The sequence below is a fragment of the Brevundimonas sp. genome (assembly GCF_024711105.1).
In the GTDB taxonomy this organism is placed as follows: Bacteria; Pseudomonadota; Alphaproteobacteria; order Caulobacterales; family Caulobacteraceae; genus Brevundimonas.
Window position 1 is genome coordinate 1 of sequence record NZ_JANJTL010000138.1, and the last position, 20,135, is coordinate 20,135.

Below are 20,135 nucleotides of genomic sequence, written 5' to 3' on the forward strand. Positions count from 1 at the left end.
GCGCCAGCTCGCCGCGGGCGAGGCCTATCGCGCGCCGACGACCCCCGGGCTCGTCGTGGATGTATCGGACCCGTCCGCCTTCGACCTCTTTCTGAACGGGGAGAGGGCCGGCCAGCTTGAGGCCTCGCTGACGCAACTGGCCAGCCTCAACAATCGCGCCCAGACCCTGGCCCGCGAGGCCGCGGCCGAGGCCGACGCCCGCAACCGGGCCGCCCAGGCGGCAGCCGAGCAGCGGCTGCGCGAACAGCAGGCCTCTGCGCCGTCTCCCGAGGCGCCGGCGGAAGTTGAGCCCCAGCTCCAGCTAACGCCCCCCCAACCGCAGGTTCCCGCCGCGGGCTGATGGCGCGAGAGGCCTGAACCGCCTATCTTGGCGCCATGTCCGCCTCCCCCACCGAGCTTGGCCACGTCAGGCCCTGGCGTCACATCGAGCGCCGCAAGAGCCGCCAGATCATGGTCGGCTCCGTGCCCGTCGGCGGCGGCGCGCCGATCACCGTCCAGTCGATGACAAACACCCCGACCTCGGACGCGGCGGCGACGATCGACCAGATCCGCCGCATGGAAGAGGCCGGGGCCGACATCGTCCGCGTCTCATGTCCTGACGAGGAATCGACCGCCGCCTTCCGCACCATCGCGCGCGAGGCGAAGGTCCCGCTGGTGGCCGACATCCACTTCCACTACCGGCGCGGCATCGAGGCGGCCCAGGCCGGCGCCGCCTGCCTGCGGATCAATCCGGGCAACATCGGCTCCCCCGATCGGGTTCGCGAGGTCATCCAGGCCGCCAAGGACCACGGCTGCTCCATGCGCATCGGCGTCAACGCCGGTTCGCTCGAGAGGGAGCTGCTGGAAAAGTACGGGGAGCCCTGTCCCGAGGCGATGGTCGAAAGCGCGCTCGGCCACGCCCGCATCTTGCAGGACCACGACTTCCACGCGTTCAAGATTTCGGTGAAGGCGTCCGACCCCTTCCTGACCGTCGCAGCCTATCAGCTTCTGGCCGACGCCATCGACTGTCCGCTACACGTCGGCGTCACCGAGGCGGGGCCGCTCAGGACCGGCACGATCAAGTCGTCCATCGCCATGGGCAACCTGCTGTGGTCGGGCATCGGCGACACCATCCGCGTGTCGCTGGCCGCCGATCCTGTGGAGGAAATCCACGTCGGCTTCGACATCCTGAAGTCGCTGGGCCTGAGGCACCGGGGCGTGAACATCATCGCCTGTCCGTCCTGCGCGCGTCAGGGCTTCGACGTCATCGGCACGGTGGCGGAGCTCGAGAAGCGGCTGGCCCACATCGCCACGCCGATGAGCCTGTCGATCATCGGCTGCGTCGTGAACGGGCCCGGCGAGGCGCTGTTCACCGACGTCGGCTTCACCGGCGGCGGCAAGGGCGCGGGCATGGTCTATCTGGCCGGCAAGATCGCCCACAAGCAGGACAACGCCGGCATGATCGACCACATCGTCGAGCTGGTCGAAGCGCGCGCCGCCGAGATCGAGGCGGCGAAGACGGGCGACCTGGTGGCCGCGGAGTGAAGATGCGCCTCTACATCACCGACCCCTCCCCCTACGCCCGAAAATGCCGGATCGTGCTGCGCGAACGCGGCCTGATCGGCGCCTGCGAGGAGCGCCGCGCCGACCCCTACGCCGACGACCCGGACCTGGTGGACGCCAATCCGATCGTTCAGGTGCCGGCCCTGCTCACCGACACGGGCGAGGTCTTCACCGACAGCCCGCTGATCTGCGCCTGGCTGGACGCGAAGGGAACTGAAGGCCCGCGCCTGCTGCCGCCCGAGGGACCGGACCACTGGCGCGTGCGCCAGCTCGAGACCCTGGCCGACGCCGGGCTCGAGATGGGCGTGAAGTGGGTGCTGGAGAAGCGCCGCCCCGAAGCCGAGCAGTCGCCGAGCTGGATCGCCCGCTGGCGCACCAACCTCGATCGGACGCTGAACGCGCTCGAGGCTCGCGATATCCGGCCGGATCCGCTCGATCTCGGCGTCATCGCCACGGGCGTGCTGGTCACCTGGCTCGGCTTCCGGCACCCGGAGTTCGACTGGCGGGAGGGACGGCCGAAGCTCGCCGCCCTGTCCGAGGCGCTGGAGGCCCGGCCGAGCTTCCAGGAAACCCGGCCGGGATAGGCCCTAGGAGGCCGGCTCGAACGCCTGTTCGCAGAGCTCGTCGCCGAAGGCGTCGATCATGGTGCTTTCGGCGCCCGTCGCGGCGATCGCCCCGCCGATCCCGCCCATGGTGAAGGTGCGGCGGATTCGATAGCGGCCGACCTCGATCCCCTCGGCGTCCAGCACCCGGGCCACGCCGCTGATCTGGCTGGTCGAAGGCGCGAAGAGAGCCAGGGCCGGATTGGCCGCGTTGTAGCCATCGAGCGTCACGCTGACCGTGAGCGGGGTCGAGCCCGTGGCGCAGCGGCCGAGCCGGGTCAGCAGGCCCTCCTCGAATTCCGAACGAAAGGTCGTGCTGACGCCTTGCGGCGCATTCTGCAGCTGGACCGCTGAGATGTGCGACCCTCCCGCAAGAGCGGCTGGAAGCGGGCTTACAGGCGCGCTGCCGGTCGAGGTCTGGCAGGCGCAAAGAAGCAGGCCGGCGACGGCCACGAAAGCTGGTCTCATGAAGTCCCCCAAGCGGCGCCGACGGGGCGCCTGATGCGCTATTGCCGCGCTTTCGGGACCCGATCAAGCGCCTGAATTTTCGCCTCTTGACGGCGTCACGGGGCCGGGAGAACGTGCCACCGTCCGCCGGGGGGCGGATGCAACTTCCGGTAGGACATTTCATGATTTCCCAACGTATCGCCCGCCTCGGCGCGCGCGCTCTCACGCTCGCCGTCGCGGCCGGCTCGCTTGCCGCCTGCGCCACGGTCACTCGCGGCTCCAGCCAGGACTTCGTCGTTGAAAGCACGCCTCCGGGCGCCGCCGTCGCGACCTCGAACGGCTTCCAGTGCGACGCCACGCCCTGCACCTTCCGCATGCCGCGCCGTCCGGGCTTCGACGTCACCGTCTCCATGGACGGCTATGTGACCCAGACCGTCACGGTCGACAGCTCGATGTCCAGCGGCGGCGGCGTCGCCCTGGCGGGCAATGTGCTGATCGGCGGCGTCGTCGGCGCCGGGGTCGATGCGGCCTCGGGCGCGCTCAACGACCTGACGCCTAATCCGCTGCACGTGACCCTGCTCACGCCGGCCCAGCACGCGGAAGCCGAACGCGCAGCGAGCGCGGCGGCCGGAGCCGGCGGCGACGACTGAGGTCGGGTCTAAGCTCTTACCTGGAAAGGGCGGGTTCGCAGACGCGGGCCCGCCCTTTTTGCATCCGGACCGAAGCGGGTTCGACAGGCCGCGCGCGCGCCGCTAGGAACGGCGCTCGCGACTTTCCGGATCCCCACCTTGCATCTCCCCCAGGCCCGTCTCGATCAGGTCCTCGACCGCTTCCATGAGGTCGAGGCGCGCATGTCGGCCGCGTCCGACGGCGGCGAGATCGTGCGCCTGGCCAAGGAGCACGCCGAGCTCAAGCCCGTGGCCGATGCGGTGAACGCCCTGTCGAAGGCACGCAGCGAACTGGCCGACCTGGAGCTGATGTCCTCGGACCCCGAGCTGGCCCTGATGGCGGCCGAGGAGCGCGAAGCGCTCGAGGACCGGCTCCCGCAGCTCGAGCGCGAAGTGGCCCTGCTGCTGGCGCCGCGCGACGCCGACGAGAACGCCTCGGCGATCCTCGAGGTCCGCGCGGGCACCGGCGGCGACGAGGCGGCCCTGTTCGCCGGCGACCTGTTCCGCATGTACCAGCGCTACGCCCAGACGCGCGGCTGGCGGGTCGAGGTCGACAGCGTCTCCGAGGGCGAGGTCGGCGGCTACAAGGAGATCGTGGCCACCATCACCGGCGAGGGCGTCTTCGGCCGACTGAAGTTCGAAAGCGGCGTCCACCGCGTCCAGCGAGTCCCCGCGACCGAGGCCGGCGGCCGCATCCACACCTCGGCGGCGACGGTCGCGGTCCTGCCGGAGGTCGAGGACGTCGAGATCGAGATCCGCGACCAGGACATCCGCATCGACACCTACCGCTCGTCCGGCGCGGGCGGCCAGCACGTCAACAAGACGGACTCGGCGGTGCGCATCACCCACCTGCCGACCGGTATCGTGGCCACCAGCTCGGAGAAGTCCCAGCACGTCAACCGCGACAAGGCGATGAAAAACCTCAAGGCGCGGCTCTACGACATGCAGCGCCAGGAGAAGGACAAGGCCCGCGCCGATGAGCGCAAGAGCCAAGTCGGCTCCGGCGATCGCTCGGAGCGCATCCGCACCTACAACTTCCCGCAAGGCCGGGTCACCGACCATCGCATCGGCCTGACGCTGCACAGCCTGCCGCAGATCCTGGAGGGGGACCTCGACCCGGTCCTGGACGCCCTGATCGCCGAGGACCAGGCGGCGCGGCTGGCGAGCCTGGAAGCCGAGCTAAGCTAGGCCTTGTAGAGGCCCAAATCGCTCTCCAAATCTCGGCGCATGAACCACCTGAAGACCTTCATGCTCCTGGCGGCCCTGACCGCCCTGTTCGTCGGCATCGGCTATTTGATCGGCGGCGCGACCGGCATGCTGATCGCCCTGGCCTTCGCCGGGGTGATGAATCTCGTCAGCTACTGGAACGCCGACCGCATCGTGCTGTCGATGTACCGGGCCCAGGTCGTGGACGAGACGCACCCGGACGCCATGGTGCGGACGTATGTCGCCGACGTGGCCCAGATGGCCCAGGCCGCCGGCCTGCCGCGGCCGCGCATCGCCATCATCCCCAGCGAACAGCCGAACGCCTTCGCCACCGGACGGGACCCGGCCCACGCAGCCGTCTGCGCCACCGAGGGCCTGCTGCACATGCTCGACCGCGACGAGGTGCGGGCGGTGATGGCGCATGAGCTGGCGCACGTGAAGAACCGAGACACCCTGACCATGACGGTGACCGCCACCGTGGCCGGGGCCATCTCGGCCCTGGCCAACTTCGCCCTCTTCTTCGGCGGCGACCGGGATCGCCCCGGCGGGCTGATTGGGACCATCGCCATTATGCTGCTGGCCCCGATCGCCGCGGCCCTGGTCCAGATGGCGATCAGCCGGGGCCGGGAGTACGAGGCCGACCGCGTCGGCGCGGAGATTTCGGGCGATCCCGAAGCTCTGGCCCGCGCCCTTCAGAAGATCGAAGGCTGGTCGCGGCGGATCATGAACCCGACCGCCGAGCGGCATCCGGCCTCGGGTCAGCTGTTCATCATCAATCCGCTGGCGGGCAAGGGCGCGGACAACCTCTTTTCCACCCACCCGGCGACCGGAAACCGTGTGCGCGCCCTGATGGAGCTGTCCGGGCGGATAGGCGGCCGGAAGGCCTCCCTCGCGCCTGTTCCGCAAGCCCTGGGGGTCTCGACGGGCGTGCCGGTGACCCCGACTCACCGGCCAGGGCCCTGGGGCTGATCGCCTACGAGCTGCCGTAGTAGGCGGCGAAACGAGCGCGTAGCATGTCAACCTCGCGCTGCGCGTCCCGGGCTTGCCACTCGGCGTCGCGGGCGAAAGACAGGGCGCGGTCACGGTCGTCACGCAGGCGACGGATGCGCTCGCGGATGACCCGCCGTTGCTCGTCGGTCAGTCCCTCAGCGCCCAGCGCGGCCTCTTCATTGCGGATCTGGGTCTCGATGTCGCGGGCTTGCTGCTGGTAGCGGTAGAGATCGCTGTTGGCGGCGTTGACCGCCGTGATCGCCGCATGAACCAGCCGTCCGTCCGAATAGGCGGCGAGGAAATCCGGTTCGAGGTCGGCCGGGCAGACATGGGCGTAGCCGTCACCCTCGCGGCCCTCGCGGAAACCGACCTGTGGGGTGCAGTAGCTGAGCAGACCGCGCGCCCGGCCCTCGGCATAGGCCGTCATGTTGGGCGACACTCCGTGCCGCGCGCAGGCCTCGGTGTGGTCGTCGATACGGCTCATCGCGTAGCCGGAGGCCCCGTCCGAGACGCCGATCCCGTACCAGTCGCCTACCAGGCACTGCTCCTCCGACAGGGTGGCGCATCCGTTGAGCAGCGCGGCCGAAGCCGCAATGGCGATGAAGGGCGCGATGCGCATGGTCAAATCCCCCGATCAATGAGCCAGCGAACAACAGCTTAGCCGTCACGGTCCGAGGCCGCCACCCCGGCGCCTTTGCGCCCGCCGGTCATAGGCGCTAAAGCGCCTCGCCTCCCCGAACGGAACACCGCCCATGTCCGCGCTTGCGCCCAAGAAAGTCGTCCTGGCCTACTCCGGGGGCCTCGACACCTCGATCATCCTGAAGTGGCTGCAGACGGAGTACGGCGCGGAGGTCGTGACCTTCACCGCCGACCTCGGCCAGGGCGAGGAACTGGGCCCGGCGCGCGAGAAGGCCCTGAAGCTTGGCATCAAGCCGGAGAACATCTTCATCGACGACCTGCGCGAGGAGTTCGTGCGGGACTTCGTCTTCCCGATGTTCCGGGCCAACACCGTATATGAGGGGCAGTATCTGCTGGGCACCTCGATTGCCCGGCCGCTGATCGCCAAGCGCCAGATTGAGATCGCCCGCATGGTCGGCGCCGACGCCGTCTGTCACGGCGCCACCGGCAAGGGCAACGACCAGGTCCGCTTCGAGCTCGGCTATTACGCGCTGGAGCCCGACATCCAGGTCATCGCGCCCTGGCGCGAGTGGGACTTCAAGAGCCGCGAGGCGCTGATCGCGTTCGCCGAACAGCACCAGATCCCGGTCTCCAAGGACAAGCGCGGCGAAAGCCCGTTCAGCGTCGACGCGAACCTGCTGCACTCCTCGTCCGAGGGGAAGGTGCTGGAGGACCCGGCGGTCGAGGCCCCCGAATACGTCCACATGCGCACCATCAGCCCGGAAGAGGCGCCGGACCAGCCGACGATCGTCGAGATCGGCTTCGAGAGGGGCGACGCGGTCTCCATCGACGGCGAGGCCCTGTCGCCGGCCGAGCTGCTCGCGCGGCTGAACCAGCTGGGTCACGACAACGGCGTGGGCCGGCTCGACTTGGTCGAGAACCGCTTCGTCGGCATGAAGTCGCGCGGCGTCTACGAGACGCCCGGCGGGACCATTCTGCTGGCGGCGCACCGGGGCATCGAATCCATCACGCTCGACCGCGGCGCCATGCACCTGAAGGACGAGCTGGCGGTGAAGTACGCCCAGCTCATCTACAACGGCTTCTGGTTCGCTCCCGAGCGCGAGATGCTGCAGGCCGCCATCGACCATTCCCAAGATAAGGTCACGGGCGTTGTCAGGGTGAAGCTCTACAAGGGCAATGTCACCATTATCGGCCGCGAGAGCCCCTACAGCCTTTACGACCAGGACCTCGTCACCTTCGAAGAGGGCGTCCAGGCCTACGACCACCGCGATGCCGCCGGCTTCATCAAGTTGAACGCCCTTCGGCTGCGTGTCCTGGCCCGGCGCGACCGGCGGTCGCAGGGCTGAGGTCCCATTTCGGTCGAAAATGCGATACAGGGTTCGGCGACGGCCAAACGAGCCGACCCTCCCGGAGTATTCCCCACATGTCCCTGCGTACCGCCCTGGCCGCCATCGCGGTCCTCGCTTGCGCGTCTCCCGCCCTGGCCCAGGAAACCCCCGCCCAACCGACCGCTCCCGAGCGCCAGCCGACCGCCGAAGAGCTCGCCATGCAGGCTGCGGCCGAAGCCTTCGACGGCCGCATGCAGGCGATGGGCGCTGAGCTACAGGCCGTGATGACTGACGCCAGCACCAGCTCAGCGCAAAAGACCGCCTCGGTGGACTCGATCCTCGGCGTCTACACGCCCGAGATCAACGCCTTCGCCGATCAGCTGGTCGCCTTCCTCAACTCCATGGCGGCCCAGACGACCGATCCGCAGGAGCAGGCTGCGCTGCAGCAGGCTTCTGTCGCCGCCGACGCCAACATCCGCGGCATTCCTGACCAGGTCCGCTCGAGCGTCGCCGCGCATCTGGCGAACCAGGCCGCCGCCGCCACAGGCGGTTCAGGCGCCGTGGCCGGGACCGTCCCCGTCCAGTAAGTCGTCCGCCAGCCGACGAAACGAGCCCCTCTCCCGGCCCGGGAGGGGGGCTTTTTTCACGCCCATTGACGCGGGCGCGCTGAGGCCCGACAGGCGCGGTCCCATGACGCTTCCCGTCGATCCGCACAAATACCTGACCTTTCTCGGGGTGATGGCGCTGCTCGCCATGACGCCGGGCCCCGCCAATCTCTTCGCCGTGGCGACCGGGGTCCGCGACGGCAAGCGCGCTGCGCTGCTCGGCGTGGCGGGCATGAACGCGGCTTCGCTGGTGTGGTTCTGCGGCGCGGCCCTGGGGCTGGGCGCGGTCGTCGCGGCCTTTCCCGAGGTGTTCCGGCTCGTGGCGATCGCGGGCGGCCTCTACGTCGCCTGGCTGGGGATCCAGGCCATCCGTGGCGGCGCCAAGGCGCCCGGCGAGCCTGACGAAAAGGTCCGCATCACCCGGCGCGGACCCTTGGTGGACGGTTTCGCGGTCCAGATCGCCAACCCCAAAGCGGTGCTGTTCTTCACCGCGGTCCTGCCGCCCTTCATCGATCCCGAGCGGCCGCTGATCGCCCAGCTGGCCTTGTTCGCCGTGGCCATGATCGGCCTCGACGCCCTGACCATGAGCGCCTACGGCCTCGGCGGAGCGGCGCTCGCTAGACGCATGACCGAGCCGCGCTTTCGCCGAGCCTTCGGCTGGGTCACAGGCGTGCTTCTGCTGACGGCCGCCGCGTTGATCCTTCTGCGCGGTTAGGCGCCGAGCGCTCCCGCCAGGCCGAATACGGTCCCGGTCAGCAGGACCGCCGCCACGCCCGCGACCATCCACCAGGTCGTGGCCCGGGGGCGCTCGCCCTGAGGCGCCATTCGCGGGTCGGCCGCATTGGCTCGCCCGCCTTCCAGCTGCGGCCGCGCCTGACGGACGCGCTCCAGTGCGATGATCTCCGCCTCGGGACGCACCCCGCCCGCCTCCTCGTCAGTCCCCGAGGGCGAGGCCGCGGGGTCGAAACCGCCGACCTCGTCGCCGGTCCGTCCGGTTTCGATGTCGCGCTTCAACTGGGCCACCGTCGCGCCGGGCCGGCTGTTTCGGGTCTCGTGGGTCATGGTCGCCTCCTCTGAAGGGCTTCCCCACAACCCCGCCGGACGCTCGAGAGTTTCAGGTTACCCCAGCCGCTCGTAGGCCGGCAGGGTCAGGAAGGCCTCGCAGGTCGGCGCCAGGCACAGGGCGGTGAACAGCTCGACCGCCTCCGCCAGACGCGGCAGGTCCCGGGGCATCCGGGTCACCTCGTCGTCGATGAGAGCGCGGACCAGCAGCTCGTCCACCACCCGGCCGTCGTCGAGCGGCGCCCCGTGCTTCAGCCACTGCCAGACCTGGGTGCGGCTGATCTCGGCGGTCGCGGCGTCCTCCATCAGGTTATACAGCGGCACGGCTCCCCGGCCGTTCAGCCACGCCTCGACGTACTGGACGCCGACACGGATGTTTTCGCGCAGGCCCGCCTCGGTGCGCGGACCCTGGTGCATCTCCAGCATTTCGGCCTGCCCGATGCGGTCATCCTCGCGCAGACGGTCCAGCTGATTGGGGCCGGGCATCAGCCGGTCGAAGACCTCCATGGCGACGGGGACTAACGCGGGGTGCGCCACCCAGGTGCCGTCGTGGCCGTCGGTCGCCTCGCGCTCCTTGTCGGCGCGGACCTTGGCGAAGGCCGCTGCATTGGCCGCCTCGTCGTTCTTGACCGGGATCTGCGCGGCCATGCCGCCCATCGCAAAGGCGCCGCGGCGGTGGCAGGTGGCGATCAGCTTCAGCGAATAGGCGCGCAGGAAGGCTTCGCCCATGACCATCCGGCCCCGGTCAGGCGTCAGGAAGTCGGGGTTCAGCCCCAGCCGCTTGATGGTCGAGAAGATGTAGTCCCAGCGGCCGCAGTTCAGGCCGACGATGTGATCCTTCAGAGCGTGCAGGATCTCGTCCATCTCGAAGGCGGCGGTAATCGTCTCGATCAGGACGGTGGCCTTGATCGTACCGGCCGGCAGGCCGAGCCGCGCCTGGGCGATGCGGAAGGCGTCGTCCCACAGGGCGGCCTCCTCCAGCGATTCCAGCTTGGGCAGGTAAAAGTAGGGCCCCGAACCCGCCTCCAGCGCCGCGCGCGCATTGTGTGTCAGGTAGAGGGCGAAGTCGAACAGGCCGCCCGCCACCGGCTGACCGTCGACCTCCACGTTCCGCTCCAGCAGGTGCCAGCCGCGCGGCCGCACGATCAGCACCGCCGGCCTGTCGTTGAGCGCATAGGCCTTGCCCGTCGCCGCATCGGTGAAGGCCAGGTCGCCGGACCAGCGGTCCCTCAGGTTCACCTGCCCCTCGACGACATTCTCCCAGGTCGGGCTCGTGGCGTCCTCGAAGTCGGCCATAAACACCCGCGCGCCCGAGTTCAGCGCATTGATGACCATCTTTCGGTCGGTCGGGCCGGTGATCTCGACGCGCCGGTCCAGCAGGTCGGCCGGAATGGGCGCCACGCGCCAGTCGCCGTTGCGGATGCCGGCCGTGCCGGCGCGGAAGTCCGGCAGTTCGCCGGCGTCGAACCGCGCCTGCCGCGCCTCGCGCGCCGCCAGCAGCCCCCTGCGCCGCCCATCCAGCGCCCGATGCAGCTCGGCCACGAGCGCGAGCGCCTCGGGCGTCAGAACCTCGGCGGCGCGGCCGTCGATGGGACCGAGAACGCGGGCGGCGGTGTCGAATGCGGTGTCGAGGGGCATGTCTTCATCCTGACCCTTCTGCCCTTGCGGGAGAAGGTGGCCGAGCGGAGCGAGGTCGGATGAGGGGTCGCGCTGACCTCTCATCCTGAGTGCGACTGTAAGGCTGGCGTCGGAGGGGCCGGTGCGACCCCTCATCCGTCAGCCTTCGGCTGCCGCCTTCTCCCGCAAGGGGAGAAGGACGCCCTCTTATTCATACCCGTGGGCGGCTTCGTTGATGACCTGGCTGGGCATGTTGGAGAAGTCCACCGCCACGGGCCGCGCGGCCATCTTCTGGAAGGTCCGGATGGCGTGCTCCAGGCGGCGGCGCACCTCGCGCTCGGCGTCGCTTGCGCCGTCGAAGTTCAGGGGCGCCAGGCAGTAGTCGATGATGGCGCGGGGGCTGGAGATCGGTTCCATGAGTCTGCTCCTCACTCTGCGGCGAACTGGGCGGCTTCGGTGGAGTCCTTGAGCGCCGTGGTCGAGGACTGGCCGTTGGAAATGACGGTGGCGACCTGGTCGAAATAGCCGGTGCCGACCTCGCGCTGGTGGCGGGTGGCGGTGTAGCCGCGCGCCTCGTTGGCGAATTCGCGCTGCTGCAGTTCGGAATAGGCGGCCATGCCGCCGTCCTTGTAGGCATGGGCCAGCTCGAACATGCCGTTGTTCAGGCTGTGGAAGCCGGCCAGGGTCACGAACTGGAACTTGTAGCCCATGGCCCCGAGCTCGCGCTGGAACCTGGCGATGGTCGCGTCGTCCAGCTTGGCCTTCCAGTTGAACGACGGCGAGCAGTTGTAGGCCATCAGCTTGCCGGGGTGCTCCTTCTGGACGGCCTCGGCGAAGCGGCGCGCGTCGTCCAAGTCCGGGTGGCTGGTCTCCCACCACAGGACGTCGGCGAGCTTGGCGTAGGCCAGGCCGCGCGCGATGCAGTGGTCCAGGCCGGTGCCGGGCTTGAGCCGGAAGAAGCCCTCGGGCGTGCGGTTGTCGCGCTCGATGAAGGGATGGTCCCGCTCGTCGATGTCCGAGGTGATCAGCTGGGCCGACTCCGCGTCGGTGCGGGCGACCGTCAGGGTCGCCGTGCCCATGACGTCGGCGGCCAGGCGGGCGGCGATCAGGTTCCTCTCGTGGGCCTGGGTCGGGATCAGCACCTTGCCGCCGAGGTGGCCGCACTTCTTCTCCGAGGCCAGCTGGTCTTCGAAGTGGACGCCCGCGGCGCCCGCCTCGATGAAGGCCTTCATGATCTCGAAGCTGTTCAGCGGGCCGCCGAAGCCGGCCTCGGCGTCGGCGACGATGGGCACGAACCAGTCACGCCTGGCGCCGCCTTCAGCGTGCTCGATCTGGTCGGCGCGCTGCAGGGTGCGGTTGATGCGCCGGCAAAGCTCCGGCGCGGCGTTGGCCGGATACAGCGACTGGTCCGGGTACATGGCCCCGGCGGTATTGGCGTCGGCCGCGACCTGCCAGCCCGACAGGTAGATGGCCTTCAGGCCGGCGCGGACCATCTGCATGGCCTGGTTGCCGGTGACGGCGCCCAGCGCGTTCACATAGGGCTCGGTGTGCAGCAGCTCCCACAGACGGTTCGCGCCGCGCTCGGCCAGGGTGTGGGTGATCGGCACCGAGCCGCGCAGACGCAGCACGTCTTCCGGCGCATACGGCCGTTCGATGCCGTCGAAACGGCCGGAAGGGGCGGGAACGAGGTCGGCGAAGCTTGTCATAATGTGTCTCGGCCAGAGCTGCGGTGACGGCGATGCGTCGCGATGTCGACAGCAGAACACGCCGCGGCCGTCCGCCGATACCGCCTGACGGCCGCTTTTCGCGTCGTCTGGTCACAATATGACTAGCATATAGCTGTCAGTCTGTGACATCCTGACAGGATGGAAGCCGGGGCGGATCGTAAACTCTTCCTGGGCGGGCGGCTCAAGCGGCTGCGCCGCGACCTGGCCCTGACCCAGACGGCCATGGCCGCCGACCTGGGGGTCTCGCCCAGCTATCTGAACCACATCGAGCGCAACCAGCGGCCTGTCTCGGCCCAGCTGCTGCTGCGTCTGGCCGAGACCTACGACGTCGACCTGCGCACCCTCGGCGGCCCCGCCGGCCACGCCACCGAGGCCGACCTCGCCGAGGCACTCAGCGATCCGCTGTTCTCGGGGCTGAAGCCGCCCCGCCACGAGCTGGTCCAGCTCATCGACGACGCCCCGGCCCTGGCCGACAGCTTCCTTCGCCTCTACCGCGCCTATGCCGAGAGCCGCCGGCGCGAGGCCGACGTCGGCGGCCCGGCCGAGGGCACGCCGGCGGACTGGGTGCGGGAATACGTCCAGGGCCGCCGCAACCACTTCCCGGAACTGGATGCCCTTGGCGAGGCGCTGAACGCGGCCCTGCTCGCCGAGGCCCCGCACGGCGATCTGGAGGCCGCGGCCCGCATGCGGCTGAAGGCGCGCCATGACCTGGCCGTGCGCGTCATGCCGGCCGAGGTCATGCTCGAATGGACGCGGCGCTTCGACCTGCACCGCCGCCGGCTGCTGCTGTCGGAGACCCTTGGCCCCGCCTCGCGGGCCTTCGCCGTGGTCTATCAGCTGGTGGTGCTGGAGCACGATGCCGAGCTCGAGGCCCTGACCGAGCAGGGCCAGGCCCCCGACGCCGCCGCGCGCGGCCTGCTCAAGGTGTCCCTGGCCAACACCCTGACCGCCGCGGTGCTCATGCCCTACGCCGCCTTCCAGCGGACGGCGGAGGATACCGGCTATGACCTGGCGCGGCTCCAGGCCCGCTTCGGCGTCTCATTCGAACAGGCGGCGCACCGGCTGACGACGCTGTCGCGGCCGACGGCGCGGGGCGTGCCCTTCTTCCTGATGCGGGTGGACCAGGCGGGCAATGTGTCCAAGCGGTTTGCATCCGGGGCGTTTCCCTTCGCCCGGTTCGGCGGGGCCTGTCCGCGCTGGCGGCTGCACTCGGCCTTCCGCACGCCGGGCCGGATCGTCACCCAGATCATCGAGACCCCGGACGGCGGCCGCTGGTTCACCCTGGCCCGCACGGTCAACCGGCAGGGGCATGACGCCTTCACCGAGGCGCATGACCTCGCCATCGGCCTGGGCTGCGAGCTGAAGCAAGCACACCGGCTGATCCATGCGCGCGGGCTGAACCTGACCGAGCCGGAGGTGACGCCGATCGGCCCGGCCTGCCGCCTGTGCCACCGCCACCCCTGCGCCGAACGGGCCGCCCCGCCCATCGACCGGCCGCTGGTGGTCGACGACTGGGCCAAGTCGGTCAGCCCCTACCCCTTCGCAGGGACCGATGACTGAGATCCTGTCGCTGGACGCGCCGAAGGCGGCGCGCGCCCTGATCGGCTGGACCCTGAAGGTCCATGGCGTCGGGGGGATCATCGTCGAGACCGAGGCCTATGACCGCACCGACCCGGCCTCGCACAGCTTTCGCGGCCCCACGCCCGGCAACGCGACCATGTTCGGCCCGGCGGGCCGAGCCTACGTCTATCGATCCTACGGGATCCACTGGTGCCTGAACTTCGTCTGCGGCGCGGACGGCTCGGGCCAGGCGGTGCTGATCCGCGCCCTGGAGCCGACGCACGGGCTGGAGGTCATGGCCGAGCGGCGCGGCCTGCAGGCGCCGCGCGCCCTGTGCGCCGGTCCGGGCCGGCTGTGCCAGGCCCTGGCGGTGGACCGCTCGCACGACGGCCTGCCGCTGCGGCTTCCGCCGTTCAGCCTGGAGCCGCCCCGAGGCGGTGTCGAGGTGATCTCGGGACCGCGCATCGGCATCACCAAGGGCGTGGAGACGCCCTGGCGTTTCGCCCTTCGCGCCTCGCCCTTCCTCAGCCGACCTCTTCGTCCGCCCGCCGGAGATCCGTCATGACCCATCCCGATCTGATCGCCGAAGCCGCCCGGCGCCTGTTCGGCCGCGCCGTCGACGATCTGGACGAACGCGAGCGCAAGGTGCTCGAGGACGCGGTCGCCCGCCGGCCCAGCGCGCGGGACCTGAACGTGGCCTTCGCCGAGGAGCTGTCGTTCGGCGACCGCCTGGCCGACCGCGTGGCGGAGTTCGGCGGGTCGTGGCGGTTCATCATCCTGTTCGGCGTCTTCCTGGCGCTCTGGGCGGGGCTGAACATCCTGCTGGCGACCCAGGCCTTCGACCCTTACCCCTTCATCTTCCTCAACCTGATGCTGTCGATGGTCGCCGCCATCCAGGCGCCGGTCATCATGATGAGCCAGAACCGGCAGGCGGCGAAGGACCGGCTGAACGCCGCCCACGACTATGAGGTGAACCTCAAGGCCGAACTGGAGATCATGGCGCTGCACGAGAAGCTGGACGCCATGCGGACCCGCCAGCTGGAGGTGCTCATGCAGCAGCAGCAGGAGCAGATCGACATGCTGACCCGCCTGCTGCAGGCCCGCGAAGCACGCTCCTAGGCCTTCAGACCGATCTGGCGCAGCCGCTCGTCGAGATACTCGCCGGCCGTCGTGGCGGGCCACTTCGGCCCGTCGCCGAGGCAGGACGGCAGGGGCTCCAGCGACGTCTCAAGCGTCGGGTGCATGAAGAAGGGCATGGAGTAACGGCTAACGTTCGGCCCCTCCGGATTGACCACCCGGTGGGTCGTGGCCGGGATCACCCCGTTGGTCAGGCGCTGGAGCATGTCGCCGCTGTCGACGATGAGGGTCCCGGGCGCGGCCTCCACCGGCAGCCAGCGGCCGTCGCGATCGAGCAGCTCCAGCCCCGCCCCGCGCGCCCCGACCATGACGGTGATGAAGTTGATGTCCTCGTGCGCCGCCGAGCGGACGCAGCCGGCCGACTGCTGGTCGTCGGCGACCGGCGGATAGTGCAGGACGCGCAGCAGCGACGTGCCGCGCCGCACGCGCGGCTCGAACCAGCCCGGCTCCAGGCCCAGCTCCGGCTCCAGCGCTTCCAGGAGGGTCAGGCCGGTGGCGTTCAGGCCCTCGAACAGGGCGGTGAAGGTCTCGCGGAAGCCGGCGATCTCGTCGGGCCAGACGTTGGGCGGGAAGGCCTCGTGGACCTCGTCGGCCACGGGGTCGTGACCGACCTGCCAGAACTCCTTGAGGTCCGGCCGGCCGGAATCCTTGGCGTGCTCGACTCCAAAGGGCGTGTAGCCGCGCAAGGAGCCCGCATACCGCCGCTTGGCTTCCTCGGGCAGGGCGAAGACGTCCTCGGCCAGGGCGTAGGCGCGGTCGAGCAGGTCCTGCGACACGGCGTGGCCCTTCAGCACGAAGAATCCCCAGCGCTGCAGCGCGGCCATCTGCGCCTTGGCGAAGGCGTCGCGGCGGGCGGGGTCGCCGGAGGTCCAGTCGGCGAGGTCGAGTTCAGGGACGGTCGTCATGGGCGGATTCCAGGCGCCGCCTCGACGGCGGCGCGGGTGGGCAGGGACGGCTGGGCGCCGGGCCGGCTGGCCGCGAGCGCGCCGGCGGCGCAGGCGAAGCGAAGGGCAGCGTCGGGCGTCTGGCCCTCCAGCAGGGCGACGACGAGCGCGCCGGAAAAGGCGTCCCCCGCGCCGGTGGTGTCGACGGCGGCGACCGGCGGCGGGCTGGCCTCGGCGATCAGCTCGCCGGCGCGGAACAGCCGGGCCCCGCGGGCGCCGAGGGTGACGGCGAGCAGGCCGGGCAGGCCCTCCAGCATCTCGCCGTAGAAGGCGGCCTCGCCCTCGTTGACGATGATGAGATCGGCGCGTTCCAGCGTTTCGCGCCCGATCTCGGCGGCCGGCGCGAGATTGAGGGCCACGAAGCCGCGGGCGGCGCGCACCGTCGTCTCGACCGTCTCGCGCGGGACCTCCAGCTGAAGCAGGACGGCCTCCCCGCCGAGGTCGGGCAGAAGGTCCGGCGTCAGGGACAGGTTGGAGCCGGGCGCGACCGAGATCTGGTTCTCTCCGTCGGCGGAGACGCAGATGAGGGCCACGCCTGTCAGGGCGTCCTCGACCGCGCGGCAGTCGGACAGATCCACGCCGTCGGCGCGCAGCAGGGCCAGGGCCTCCTCGGCGAAGGGATCGGCGCCGACGCGCCCGACCAGCCGGACCTCGGCGCCCAGCCTCCGCGCCGCCAGCGCCTGGTTGGCGCCCTTTCCGCCGGGATGCCGCGCCAGCACCGCGCCGGTGACCGTCTGGCCCGGACAGGGCAGGGCCGAGCCGGACGCCACCAGGTCCAGGTTCACCGAGCCCACCACGGTAAGCCGCACGCTCACGACAGCCGCTCCGTCAGCAGGCCGAAGACCGCGTCGGCGTCGGCGCTCACGCCCCAGCGGGCGTTCTGCGGGTGCGCCTCACCGATCCGGAACTCGACCGCCGTATGGCCGAGCGTCAGCCGGGACTCGGTCTCGACCTGAATGTTCGCGGGCCTCAACTCGAACAGGTCGGGCCGCACCAGCCAGGCGATCACGCAGGGATCGTGCAGCGGCGCCGCCTCGCCGCCGACCAGCCCACGCTCGATGTCGTTGGAGAAGTCCATCATGCGAAGCGCCGTCTCCGCGCGCGGATTGTTTGCGGCCCGCAGACGCGCGGTCCGAGCGTCGGTGGCGCGCACCTGGTGCGTCAGGTCCAGCCCCATCACCACCGTCGGCGCGCCGGACTCGAAGACGACCTGAGCGGCGTGGGGATCGGCGTGGATGTTGTATTCGGCGGAGGCTGTGATGTTTCCGCCTTCCGAGCGGGCCCCGCCCATCAGCACGATCTGCTTGATCCGCCCGGCGATGTCCGGTGCGGCCTGAAGCGCGAGCGCGACGTTGGTCAGCGGCCCAAGCGCGCCGATCGCCACGGTCCCGGCCGGCCGCTCGCGCACCCGCCGCACGATGGCGTCGGCGGACGGCTCGGCCTCGGCCGGAGCCTCGGGCTCGAACGGCGCCAGGTCACCAAGGCCGCTCTCGCCGTGGAAATGGCCCGCCTCGACCGGGATACGGACCAGCGGCCGCTCCGCGCCGGCGTGGACCGGCACGTCCTCGCGTCCCGCGATCTGGCGGATGATCCGCGCGTTCCGCGCCGTCAGCTGCGCCCCGACATTGCCCGCCACCGTGGTGACGGCCAGGATCTCCAGCTCCGGCGAGGCGAAGGCCAGCAACAGGGCGACGCAGTCGTCCACCCCCGGGTCGCAGTCGATGATCAGGCTATTACTCACCCGCGCCTTTTCGGGCGGCTTCGATCCCGCCGCAAGCGGGATCAGGCGTCCTCGGCCAGCAGGTGATCGATCAGGGCGCGGGCCTCAGCGCTGGCCCAGTCGCTTTCACCCGCGAGCCAGGCGCGCACCCGGCCCTGGCGGTCGATCAGGATGGTCTGGGGCATGGCCCCGCGCCCTTCGAAGCGGAAGGGCAGCTCGAAGGCCGGGTCGGAGGCGAAGACCAGCGGCCTATGCACGGCTAGGAATTCGCGCGCCTCGGCGATCTCCTCGTCGGTGCGGTCGACGTTGATGGGCAGGACCAGCAGGTCCGTGTCGCGATAGCGCTCGGCCAGGATGGCCAGGGTCGGCATCTCGGTGCGGCAGGGCCGGCACCACATGGCCCAGAGGTTCACCACCATCACCCGACCGCGATGGTCGGAGAAGCGCGCCGCGTTCCCCTCGGCGTCCTGAAAGACGTAGTCCGGCGGCGCGGCGGGCTCGGCGGGCGTCTCCAGATTGCGCAGCGGTCCGCGCGCATAGGCGGCCAACTCGGAGCGCTCGGCCAGGGCCGGGCCCTTGCCGTCCTCGCCGTCAGGCCATACCACCCGACCTGTCAGCACGAGCGCAGCCCCGATCGCCACCACGGCGACGAGCGCCACGGCGGCCGCCGATCTGATCCACCCGTTCCTGTTCGAGCCTTCGCCCATGACTGACCATCCGCCCAAGGACGGGACTAAGGCCAAGCCTGACCGGCTGGGTCAAGAGATGTGGGGCGGGCGCTTCTCGGAGCGTCCCGACGCCCTGATGCAGGCGATCAATGTGTCGATCAACGTTGACCGACGTCTCTGGCGGCAGGATCTGGCCGGATCGCGCGCCCATTGCCGCATGTTGGCGGCGCAGGGGATCATCGAGGCTGAATCCGCAGACGCCATCCAGAAGGGGCTTGACCAGATCGAGGCCGAGATTGAGGCCGGGACCTTCCCCTTCCGCGAGGAATTTGAAGACATTCACATGAATGTGGAGGCGCGGCTGGCCGAATTGATCGGCGAACCGGCCGGCCGCCTTCACACCGCGCGCTCGCGCAACGACCAGGTGGCCACCGACTTCCGCCTGTGGGTCCGCGACGCCTGCGACCGCACGCTCGGCCAGATTCGTGGCCTGCAACGCGCCCTGCTGGCCCAGGCCGAGGCGGAGGCCGACACCCTGATGCCGGGCTTCACTCACCTCCAGCCCGCCCAGCCGGTGACCTTCGGCCACCACCTGATGGCCTACGTGGAGATGCTGGGCCGCGACGCCGGCCGCTTCTCCGACGCCCGCGTCCGGATGAATGAGAGTCCGCTGGGCTCCGCGGCCCTGGCCGGGTCGCCGTTTCCGATCGACCGCGAGGCGACGGCGCACGCGCTGGGTTTCCAGCGCCCCATGGCCAATTCGCTCGACGGCGTCTCGGACCGTGACTTCGCGCTTGAGGCCCTGTCGGCCGCCTCCATCTGCGCGGGGCATCTGTCGCGTCTGGCCGAGGAGATCGTGGTCTGGATGACGCCGCAGTTCGGCTTCGTGAAGCTGTCGGACGCCTTCACCACCGGCTCGTCGATCATGCCGCAGAAGCGCAACCCGGACGCCGCCGAACTGGTGCGGGCCAAGACGGGTCGGATCGCCGGCTCTCTGGTCGCCCTGACGACGGTGATGAAAGGCCTTCCGCTGGCCTATTCGAAGGACATGCAGGAGGACAAGCCGCCGGTGTTCGAGGCCTTCGACGCGCTCGAGGTGGCGCTCGCGGCCATGACCGGCATGGTGGCGGACCTGAAGGCCGATGGCGCCAGGATGGCGGCCGCCGCCGGCGCGGGCTTCTCGACGGCCACGGATCTGGCGGACTGGCTGGTCCGCGAACTCGGCCTGCCCTTCCGCAAGGCGCACCACGTCACCGGGGCGGCCGTGAAGCGGGCGGAGGCGCTGGGGCTCGACCTGGCCGACCTGCCGCTCGAAGAACTCACGGCGCTGGAGCCCGGCGTCCATGCCGGGATATATGAGGTTCTGACGCCGCAGGCCTCCGCCGCCTCGCGGACGAGCTACGGCGGCACGGCGCCGGATCAGGTGCGCGCCCAGATCGCGCGCTGGAAGGAGCGACTTGGATGAGACTTCGCACGGCCCCGCTGCTCGTCGGCTCCGCGCTCTTGCTTTCAGCCTGCGGGCTGCGCGGCGACCTGGAACGGCCCGCACCCCTGTGGGGCGACGCCGACCCGACGGCCGCGACGGATGACGTCAACGAGGAAGCTCCTGAAGACCCGGACGCGCCGCTTCCGATCGATCCGCCGGACGCGCGCTGACGCCTAGATTTTGCTGA

General features: G+C 70.2%; 23 protein-coding genes and 1 pseudogene. 14 read left to right on the plus strand and 10 right to left on the minus strand.

The features are described 5' to 3' along the window. The 3 genes and pseudogenes from Q0M60_RS10420 to Q0M60_RS10430 form a co-directional block, all read left to right on the plus strand. Nucleotides 1-340: pseudogene (locus Q0M60_RS10420) on the plus strand (helix-turn-helix domain-containing protein); the annotation flags it as partial. 35 nt (nucleotides 341-375) lie between these two features. Then, on the plus strand, nucleotides 376-1,524 hold the full coding sequence (ispG, locus tag Q0M60_RS10425; protein ID WP_296819018.1) for a flavodoxin-dependent (E)-4-hydroxy-3-methylbut-2-enyl-diphosphate synthase: 1,149 nt from the start codon (nucleotides 376-378) through the stop codon (nucleotides 1,522-1,524). Between the two features lie 2 nt (nucleotides 1,525-1,526). Beyond that, nucleotides 1,527-2,126, plus strand: a complete 600-nt coding sequence (locus tag Q0M60_RS10430; protein ID WP_296819020.1) for a glutathione S-transferase N-terminal domain-containing protein — start codon at nucleotides 1,527-1,529, stop codon at nucleotides 2,124-2,126. Between the two features lie 3 nt (nucleotides 2,127-2,129). Here Q0M60_RS10430 and Q0M60_RS10435 read toward each other — a convergent pair whose 3' ends face one another. Continuing rightward, nucleotides 2,130-2,612 (minus strand): hypothetical protein, encoded by a 483-nt coding sequence (locus tag Q0M60_RS10435; RefSeq protein ID WP_296819022.1) that lies wholly within the window; start codon nucleotides 2,610-2,612, stop codon nucleotides 2,130-2,132. A 161-nt stretch (nucleotides 2,613-2,773) separates the two neighbouring features. Between Q0M60_RS10435 and Q0M60_RS10440 the strand changes: the two genes are divergently transcribed. The 3 genes from Q0M60_RS10440 to htpX all read left to right on the plus strand — a co-directional run bounded on the left by Q0M60_RS10440 (nucleotide 2,774) and on the right by htpX (nucleotide 5,434). Continuing rightward, on the plus strand, nucleotides 2,774-3,241 hold the full coding sequence (locus tag Q0M60_RS10440) for a translation initiation factor 2 (RefSeq protein WP_296819024.1): 468 nt from the start codon (nucleotides 2,774-2,776) through the stop codon (nucleotides 3,239-3,241). A gap of 138 nt (nucleotides 3,242-3,379) precedes the next feature. Further along, nucleotides 3,380-4,447, plus strand: coding sequence for a peptide chain release factor 1 (gene prfA, locus Q0M60_RS10445; RefSeq protein ID WP_296819026.1), 1,068 nt, complete (start codon nucleotides 3,380-3,382; stop codon nucleotides 4,445-4,447). A 39-nt stretch (nucleotides 4,448-4,486) separates the two neighbouring features. Then, nucleotides 4,487-5,434, plus strand: a complete 948-nt coding sequence (gene htpX / locus Q0M60_RS10450) for a zinc metalloprotease HtpX (protein ID WP_296819028.1) — start codon at nucleotides 4,487-4,489, stop codon at nucleotides 5,432-5,434. 4 nt (nucleotides 5,435-5,438) lie between these two features. Here the strand turns inward: htpX and Q0M60_RS10455 are convergent, their stop codons facing one another. Further along, complete coding sequence (locus Q0M60_RS10455) at nucleotides 5,439-6,074, minus strand: DUF2799 domain-containing protein (protein ID WP_296819031.1); 636 nt, start codon at nucleotides 6,072-6,074, stop codon at nucleotides 5,439-5,441. A 133-nt stretch (nucleotides 6,075-6,207) separates the two neighbouring features. Between Q0M60_RS10455 and Q0M60_RS10460 the strand changes: the two genes are divergently transcribed. The 3 genes from Q0M60_RS10460 (at nucleotide 6,208) to Q0M60_RS10470 (ending at nucleotide 8,742) form a co-directional block, all read left to right on the plus strand. Further along, nucleotides 6,208-7,440, plus strand: a complete 1,233-nt coding sequence (locus tag Q0M60_RS10460; RefSeq protein ID WP_296819032.1) for an argininosuccinate synthase — start codon at nucleotides 6,208-6,210, stop codon at nucleotides 7,438-7,440. Nucleotides 7,441-7,517: 77 nt separating this feature from the next. After that, a complete protein-coding gene (locus tag Q0M60_RS10465; protein ID WP_296819034.1) occupies nucleotides 7,518-8,009 on the plus strand; it encodes a translation initiation factor IF-2 in 492 nt (163 codons plus the stop codon). A 103-nt stretch (nucleotides 8,010-8,112) separates the two neighbouring features. Continuing rightward, nucleotides 8,113-8,742 carry a LysE family translocator gene (locus Q0M60_RS10470; RefSeq protein ID WP_296819037.1) on the plus strand — a complete coding sequence of 210 codons (630 nt, stop codon included), beginning with the start codon at nucleotides 8,113-8,115 and terminating at the stop codon, nucleotides 8,740-8,742. Here Q0M60_RS10470 and Q0M60_RS10475 read toward each other — a convergent pair. The 4 genes from Q0M60_RS10475 to aceA all read right to left on the minus strand — a co-directional run bounded on the left by Q0M60_RS10475 (nucleotide 8,739) and on the right by aceA (nucleotide 12,412). Continuing rightward, nucleotides 8,739-9,089, minus strand: coding sequence for a hypothetical protein (locus Q0M60_RS10475; RefSeq protein WP_296819039.1), 351 nt, complete (start codon nucleotides 9,087-9,089; stop codon nucleotides 8,739-8,741). The genes Q0M60_RS10470 and Q0M60_RS10475 overlap by 4 nt on opposite strands. A 57-nt stretch (nucleotides 9,090-9,146) precedes the next feature. Beyond that, on the minus strand, nucleotides 9,147-10,727 hold the full coding sequence (aceB, locus tag Q0M60_RS10480) for a malate synthase A (RefSeq protein WP_296819041.1): 1,581 nt from the start codon (nucleotides 10,725-10,727) through the stop codon (nucleotides 9,147-9,149). 186 nt (nucleotides 10,728-10,913) lie between these two features. Further along, entirely contained in the window at nucleotides 10,914-11,123 is a 210-nt protein-coding gene (locus tag Q0M60_RS10485; RefSeq protein ID WP_296819042.1) for a hypothetical protein, read from the minus strand. 11 nt (nucleotides 11,124-11,134) lie between these two features. Next, entirely contained in the window at nucleotides 11,135-12,412 is a 1,278-nt protein-coding gene (aceA, locus tag Q0M60_RS10490) for an isocitrate lyase (protein WP_296819044.1), read from the minus strand. A gap of 159 nt (nucleotides 12,413-12,571) precedes the next feature. Between aceA and Q0M60_RS10495 the strand changes: the two genes are divergently transcribed. The 3 genes from Q0M60_RS10495 to Q0M60_RS10505 are packed head-to-tail and all read left to right on the plus strand — an operon-like array spanning nucleotide 12,572 to nucleotide 15,112. After that, nucleotides 12,572-13,993 (plus strand): short-chain fatty acyl-CoA regulator family protein, encoded by a 1,422-nt coding sequence (locus Q0M60_RS10495; RefSeq protein WP_296819047.1) that lies wholly within the window; start codon nucleotides 12,572-12,574, stop codon nucleotides 13,991-13,993. Next, nucleotides 13,986-14,558: a DNA-3-methyladenine glycosylase gene (locus Q0M60_RS10500; protein WP_296819049.1), complete on the plus strand. Its 573-nt coding sequence runs from the start codon at nucleotides 13,986-13,988 to the stop codon at nucleotides 14,556-14,558. Before Q0M60_RS10495 ends, Q0M60_RS10500 begins: the two co-directional genes overlap by 8 nt. Further along, the gene (locus tag Q0M60_RS10505) at nucleotides 14,555-15,112 is read left to right on the plus strand and encodes a DUF1003 domain-containing protein (protein WP_296819051.1); all 558 of its coding nucleotides are present in this window, start codon (nucleotides 14,555-14,557) and stop codon (nucleotides 15,110-15,112) included. The genes Q0M60_RS10500 and Q0M60_RS10505 overlap by 4 nt, the downstream gene beginning before the upstream one ends. On the opposite strand, the gene Q0M60_RS10510 is transcribed toward Q0M60_RS10505, so the two are convergent. Genes Q0M60_RS10510 through Q0M60_RS10525 form a run of 4 tightly spaced genes read right to left on the minus strand, consistent with a single transcriptional unit; the run spans nucleotide 15,109 to nucleotide 18,453 of the window. Next, nucleotides 15,109-16,035, minus strand: coding sequence for a 2-oxoglutarate and iron-dependent oxygenase domain-containing protein (locus Q0M60_RS10510; RefSeq protein WP_296819053.1), 927 nt, complete (start codon nucleotides 16,033-16,035; stop codon nucleotides 15,109-15,111). The genes Q0M60_RS10505 and Q0M60_RS10510 overlap by 4 nt on opposite strands. Then, nucleotides 16,032-16,889, minus strand: coding sequence for a ribokinase (locus tag Q0M60_RS10515; protein WP_296819056.1), 858 nt, complete (start codon nucleotides 16,887-16,889; stop codon nucleotides 16,032-16,034). Before Q0M60_RS10515 ends, Q0M60_RS10510 begins: the two co-directional genes overlap by 4 nt. Continuing rightward, complete coding sequence (locus tag Q0M60_RS10520; protein WP_296819059.1) at nucleotides 16,886-17,815, minus strand: nucleoside hydrolase; 930 nt, start codon at nucleotides 17,813-17,815, stop codon at nucleotides 16,886-16,888. Before Q0M60_RS10520 ends, Q0M60_RS10515 begins: the two co-directional genes overlap by 4 nt. Nucleotides 17,816-17,856: 41 nt before the next feature. Then, on the minus strand, nucleotides 17,857-18,453 hold the full coding sequence (locus Q0M60_RS10525; RefSeq protein WP_296819061.1) for a TlpA disulfide reductase family protein: 597 nt from the start codon (nucleotides 18,451-18,453) through the stop codon (nucleotides 17,857-17,859). 46 nt (nucleotides 18,454-18,499) lie between these two features. Here Q0M60_RS10525 and argH point away from each other — a divergent pair, with 46 nt between their 5' ends. Together argH and Q0M60_RS10535 are read left to right on the plus strand one after the other, a co-directional pair. Continuing rightward, entirely contained in the window at nucleotides 18,500-19,927 is a 1,428-nt protein-coding gene (gene argH / locus Q0M60_RS10530) for an argininosuccinate lyase (protein ID WP_296819064.1), read from the plus strand. After that, nucleotides 19,924-20,118, plus strand: coding sequence for a lipoprotein (locus tag Q0M60_RS10535; RefSeq protein WP_296819067.1), 195 nt, complete (start codon nucleotides 19,924-19,926; stop codon nucleotides 20,116-20,118). Before argH ends, Q0M60_RS10535 begins: the two co-directional genes overlap by 4 nt. The last annotated feature ends 17 nt before the right edge of the window (nucleotides 20,119-20,135 follow it).

Coding starts and splice junctions, on each gene's coding strand:
- ispG (WP_296819018.1), top strand. CDS start 376: ATGTCCGCCTCCCCCACCGAGCTTGGCCACGTCAGGCCCTGGCGTCAC.
- aceB (WP_296819041.1), bottom strand. CDS start 10,727: ATGCCCCTCGACACCGCATTCGACACCGCCGCCCGCGTTCTCGGTCCC.
- Q0M60_RS10455 (WP_296819031.1), bottom strand. CDS start 6,074: ATGCGCATCGCGCCCTTCATCGCCATTGCGGCTTCGGCCGCGCTGCTC.
- aceA (WP_296819044.1), bottom strand. CDS start 12,412: ATGACAAGCTTCGCCGACCTCGTTCCCGCCCCTTCCGGCCGTTTCGAC.
- Q0M60_RS10535 (WP_296819067.1), top strand. CDS start 19,924: ATGAGACTTCGCACGGCCCCGCTGCTCGTCGGCTCCGCGCTCTTGCTT.
- Q0M60_RS10430 (WP_296819020.1), top strand. CDS start 1,527: ATGCGCCTCTACATCACCGACCCCTCCCCCTACGCCCGAAAATGCCGG.
- Q0M60_RS10465 (WP_296819034.1), top strand. CDS start 7,518: ATGTCCCTGCGTACCGCCCTGGCCGCCATCGCGGTCCTCGCTTGCGCG.
- htpX (WP_296819028.1), top strand. CDS start 4,487: ATGAACCACCTGAAGACCTTCATGCTCCTGGCGGCCCTGACCGCCCTG.
- Q0M60_RS10435 (WP_296819022.1), bottom strand. CDS start 2,612: ATGAGACCAGCTTTCGTGGCCGTCGCCGGCCTGCTTCTTTGCGCCTGC.
- Q0M60_RS10510 (WP_296819053.1), bottom strand. CDS start 16,035: ATGACGACCGTCCCTGAACTCGACCTCGCCGACTGGACCTCCGGCGAC.
- Q0M60_RS10470 (WP_296819037.1), top strand. CDS start 8,113: ATGACGCTTCCCGTCGATCCGCACAAATACCTGACCTTTCTCGGGGTG.
- argH (WP_296819064.1), top strand. CDS start 18,500: ATGACTGACCATCCGCCCAAGGACGGGACTAAGGCCAAGCCTGACCGG.
- Q0M60_RS10495 (WP_296819047.1), top strand. CDS start 12,572: ATGGAAGCCGGGGCGGATCGTAAACTCTTCCTGGGCGGGCGGCTCAAG.
- Q0M60_RS10440 (WP_296819024.1), top strand. CDS start 2,774: ATGATTTCCCAACGTATCGCCCGCCTCGGCGCGCGCGCTCTCACGCTC.
- Q0M60_RS10475 (WP_296819039.1), bottom strand. CDS start 9,089: ATGACCCACGAGACCCGAAACAGCCGGCCCGGCGCGACGGTGGCCCAG.
- Q0M60_RS10505 (WP_296819051.1), top strand. CDS start 14,555: ATGACCCATCCCGATCTGATCGCCGAAGCCGCCCGGCGCCTGTTCGGC.
- Q0M60_RS10500 (WP_296819049.1), top strand. CDS start 13,986: ATGACTGAGATCCTGTCGCTGGACGCGCCGAAGGCGGCGCGCGCCCTG.
- Q0M60_RS10460 (WP_296819032.1), top strand. CDS start 6,208: ATGTCCGCGCTTGCGCCCAAGAAAGTCGTCCTGGCCTACTCCGGGGGC.
- Q0M60_RS10485 (WP_296819042.1), bottom strand. CDS start 11,123: ATGGAACCGATCTCCAGCCCCCGCGCCATCATCGACTACTGCCTGGCG.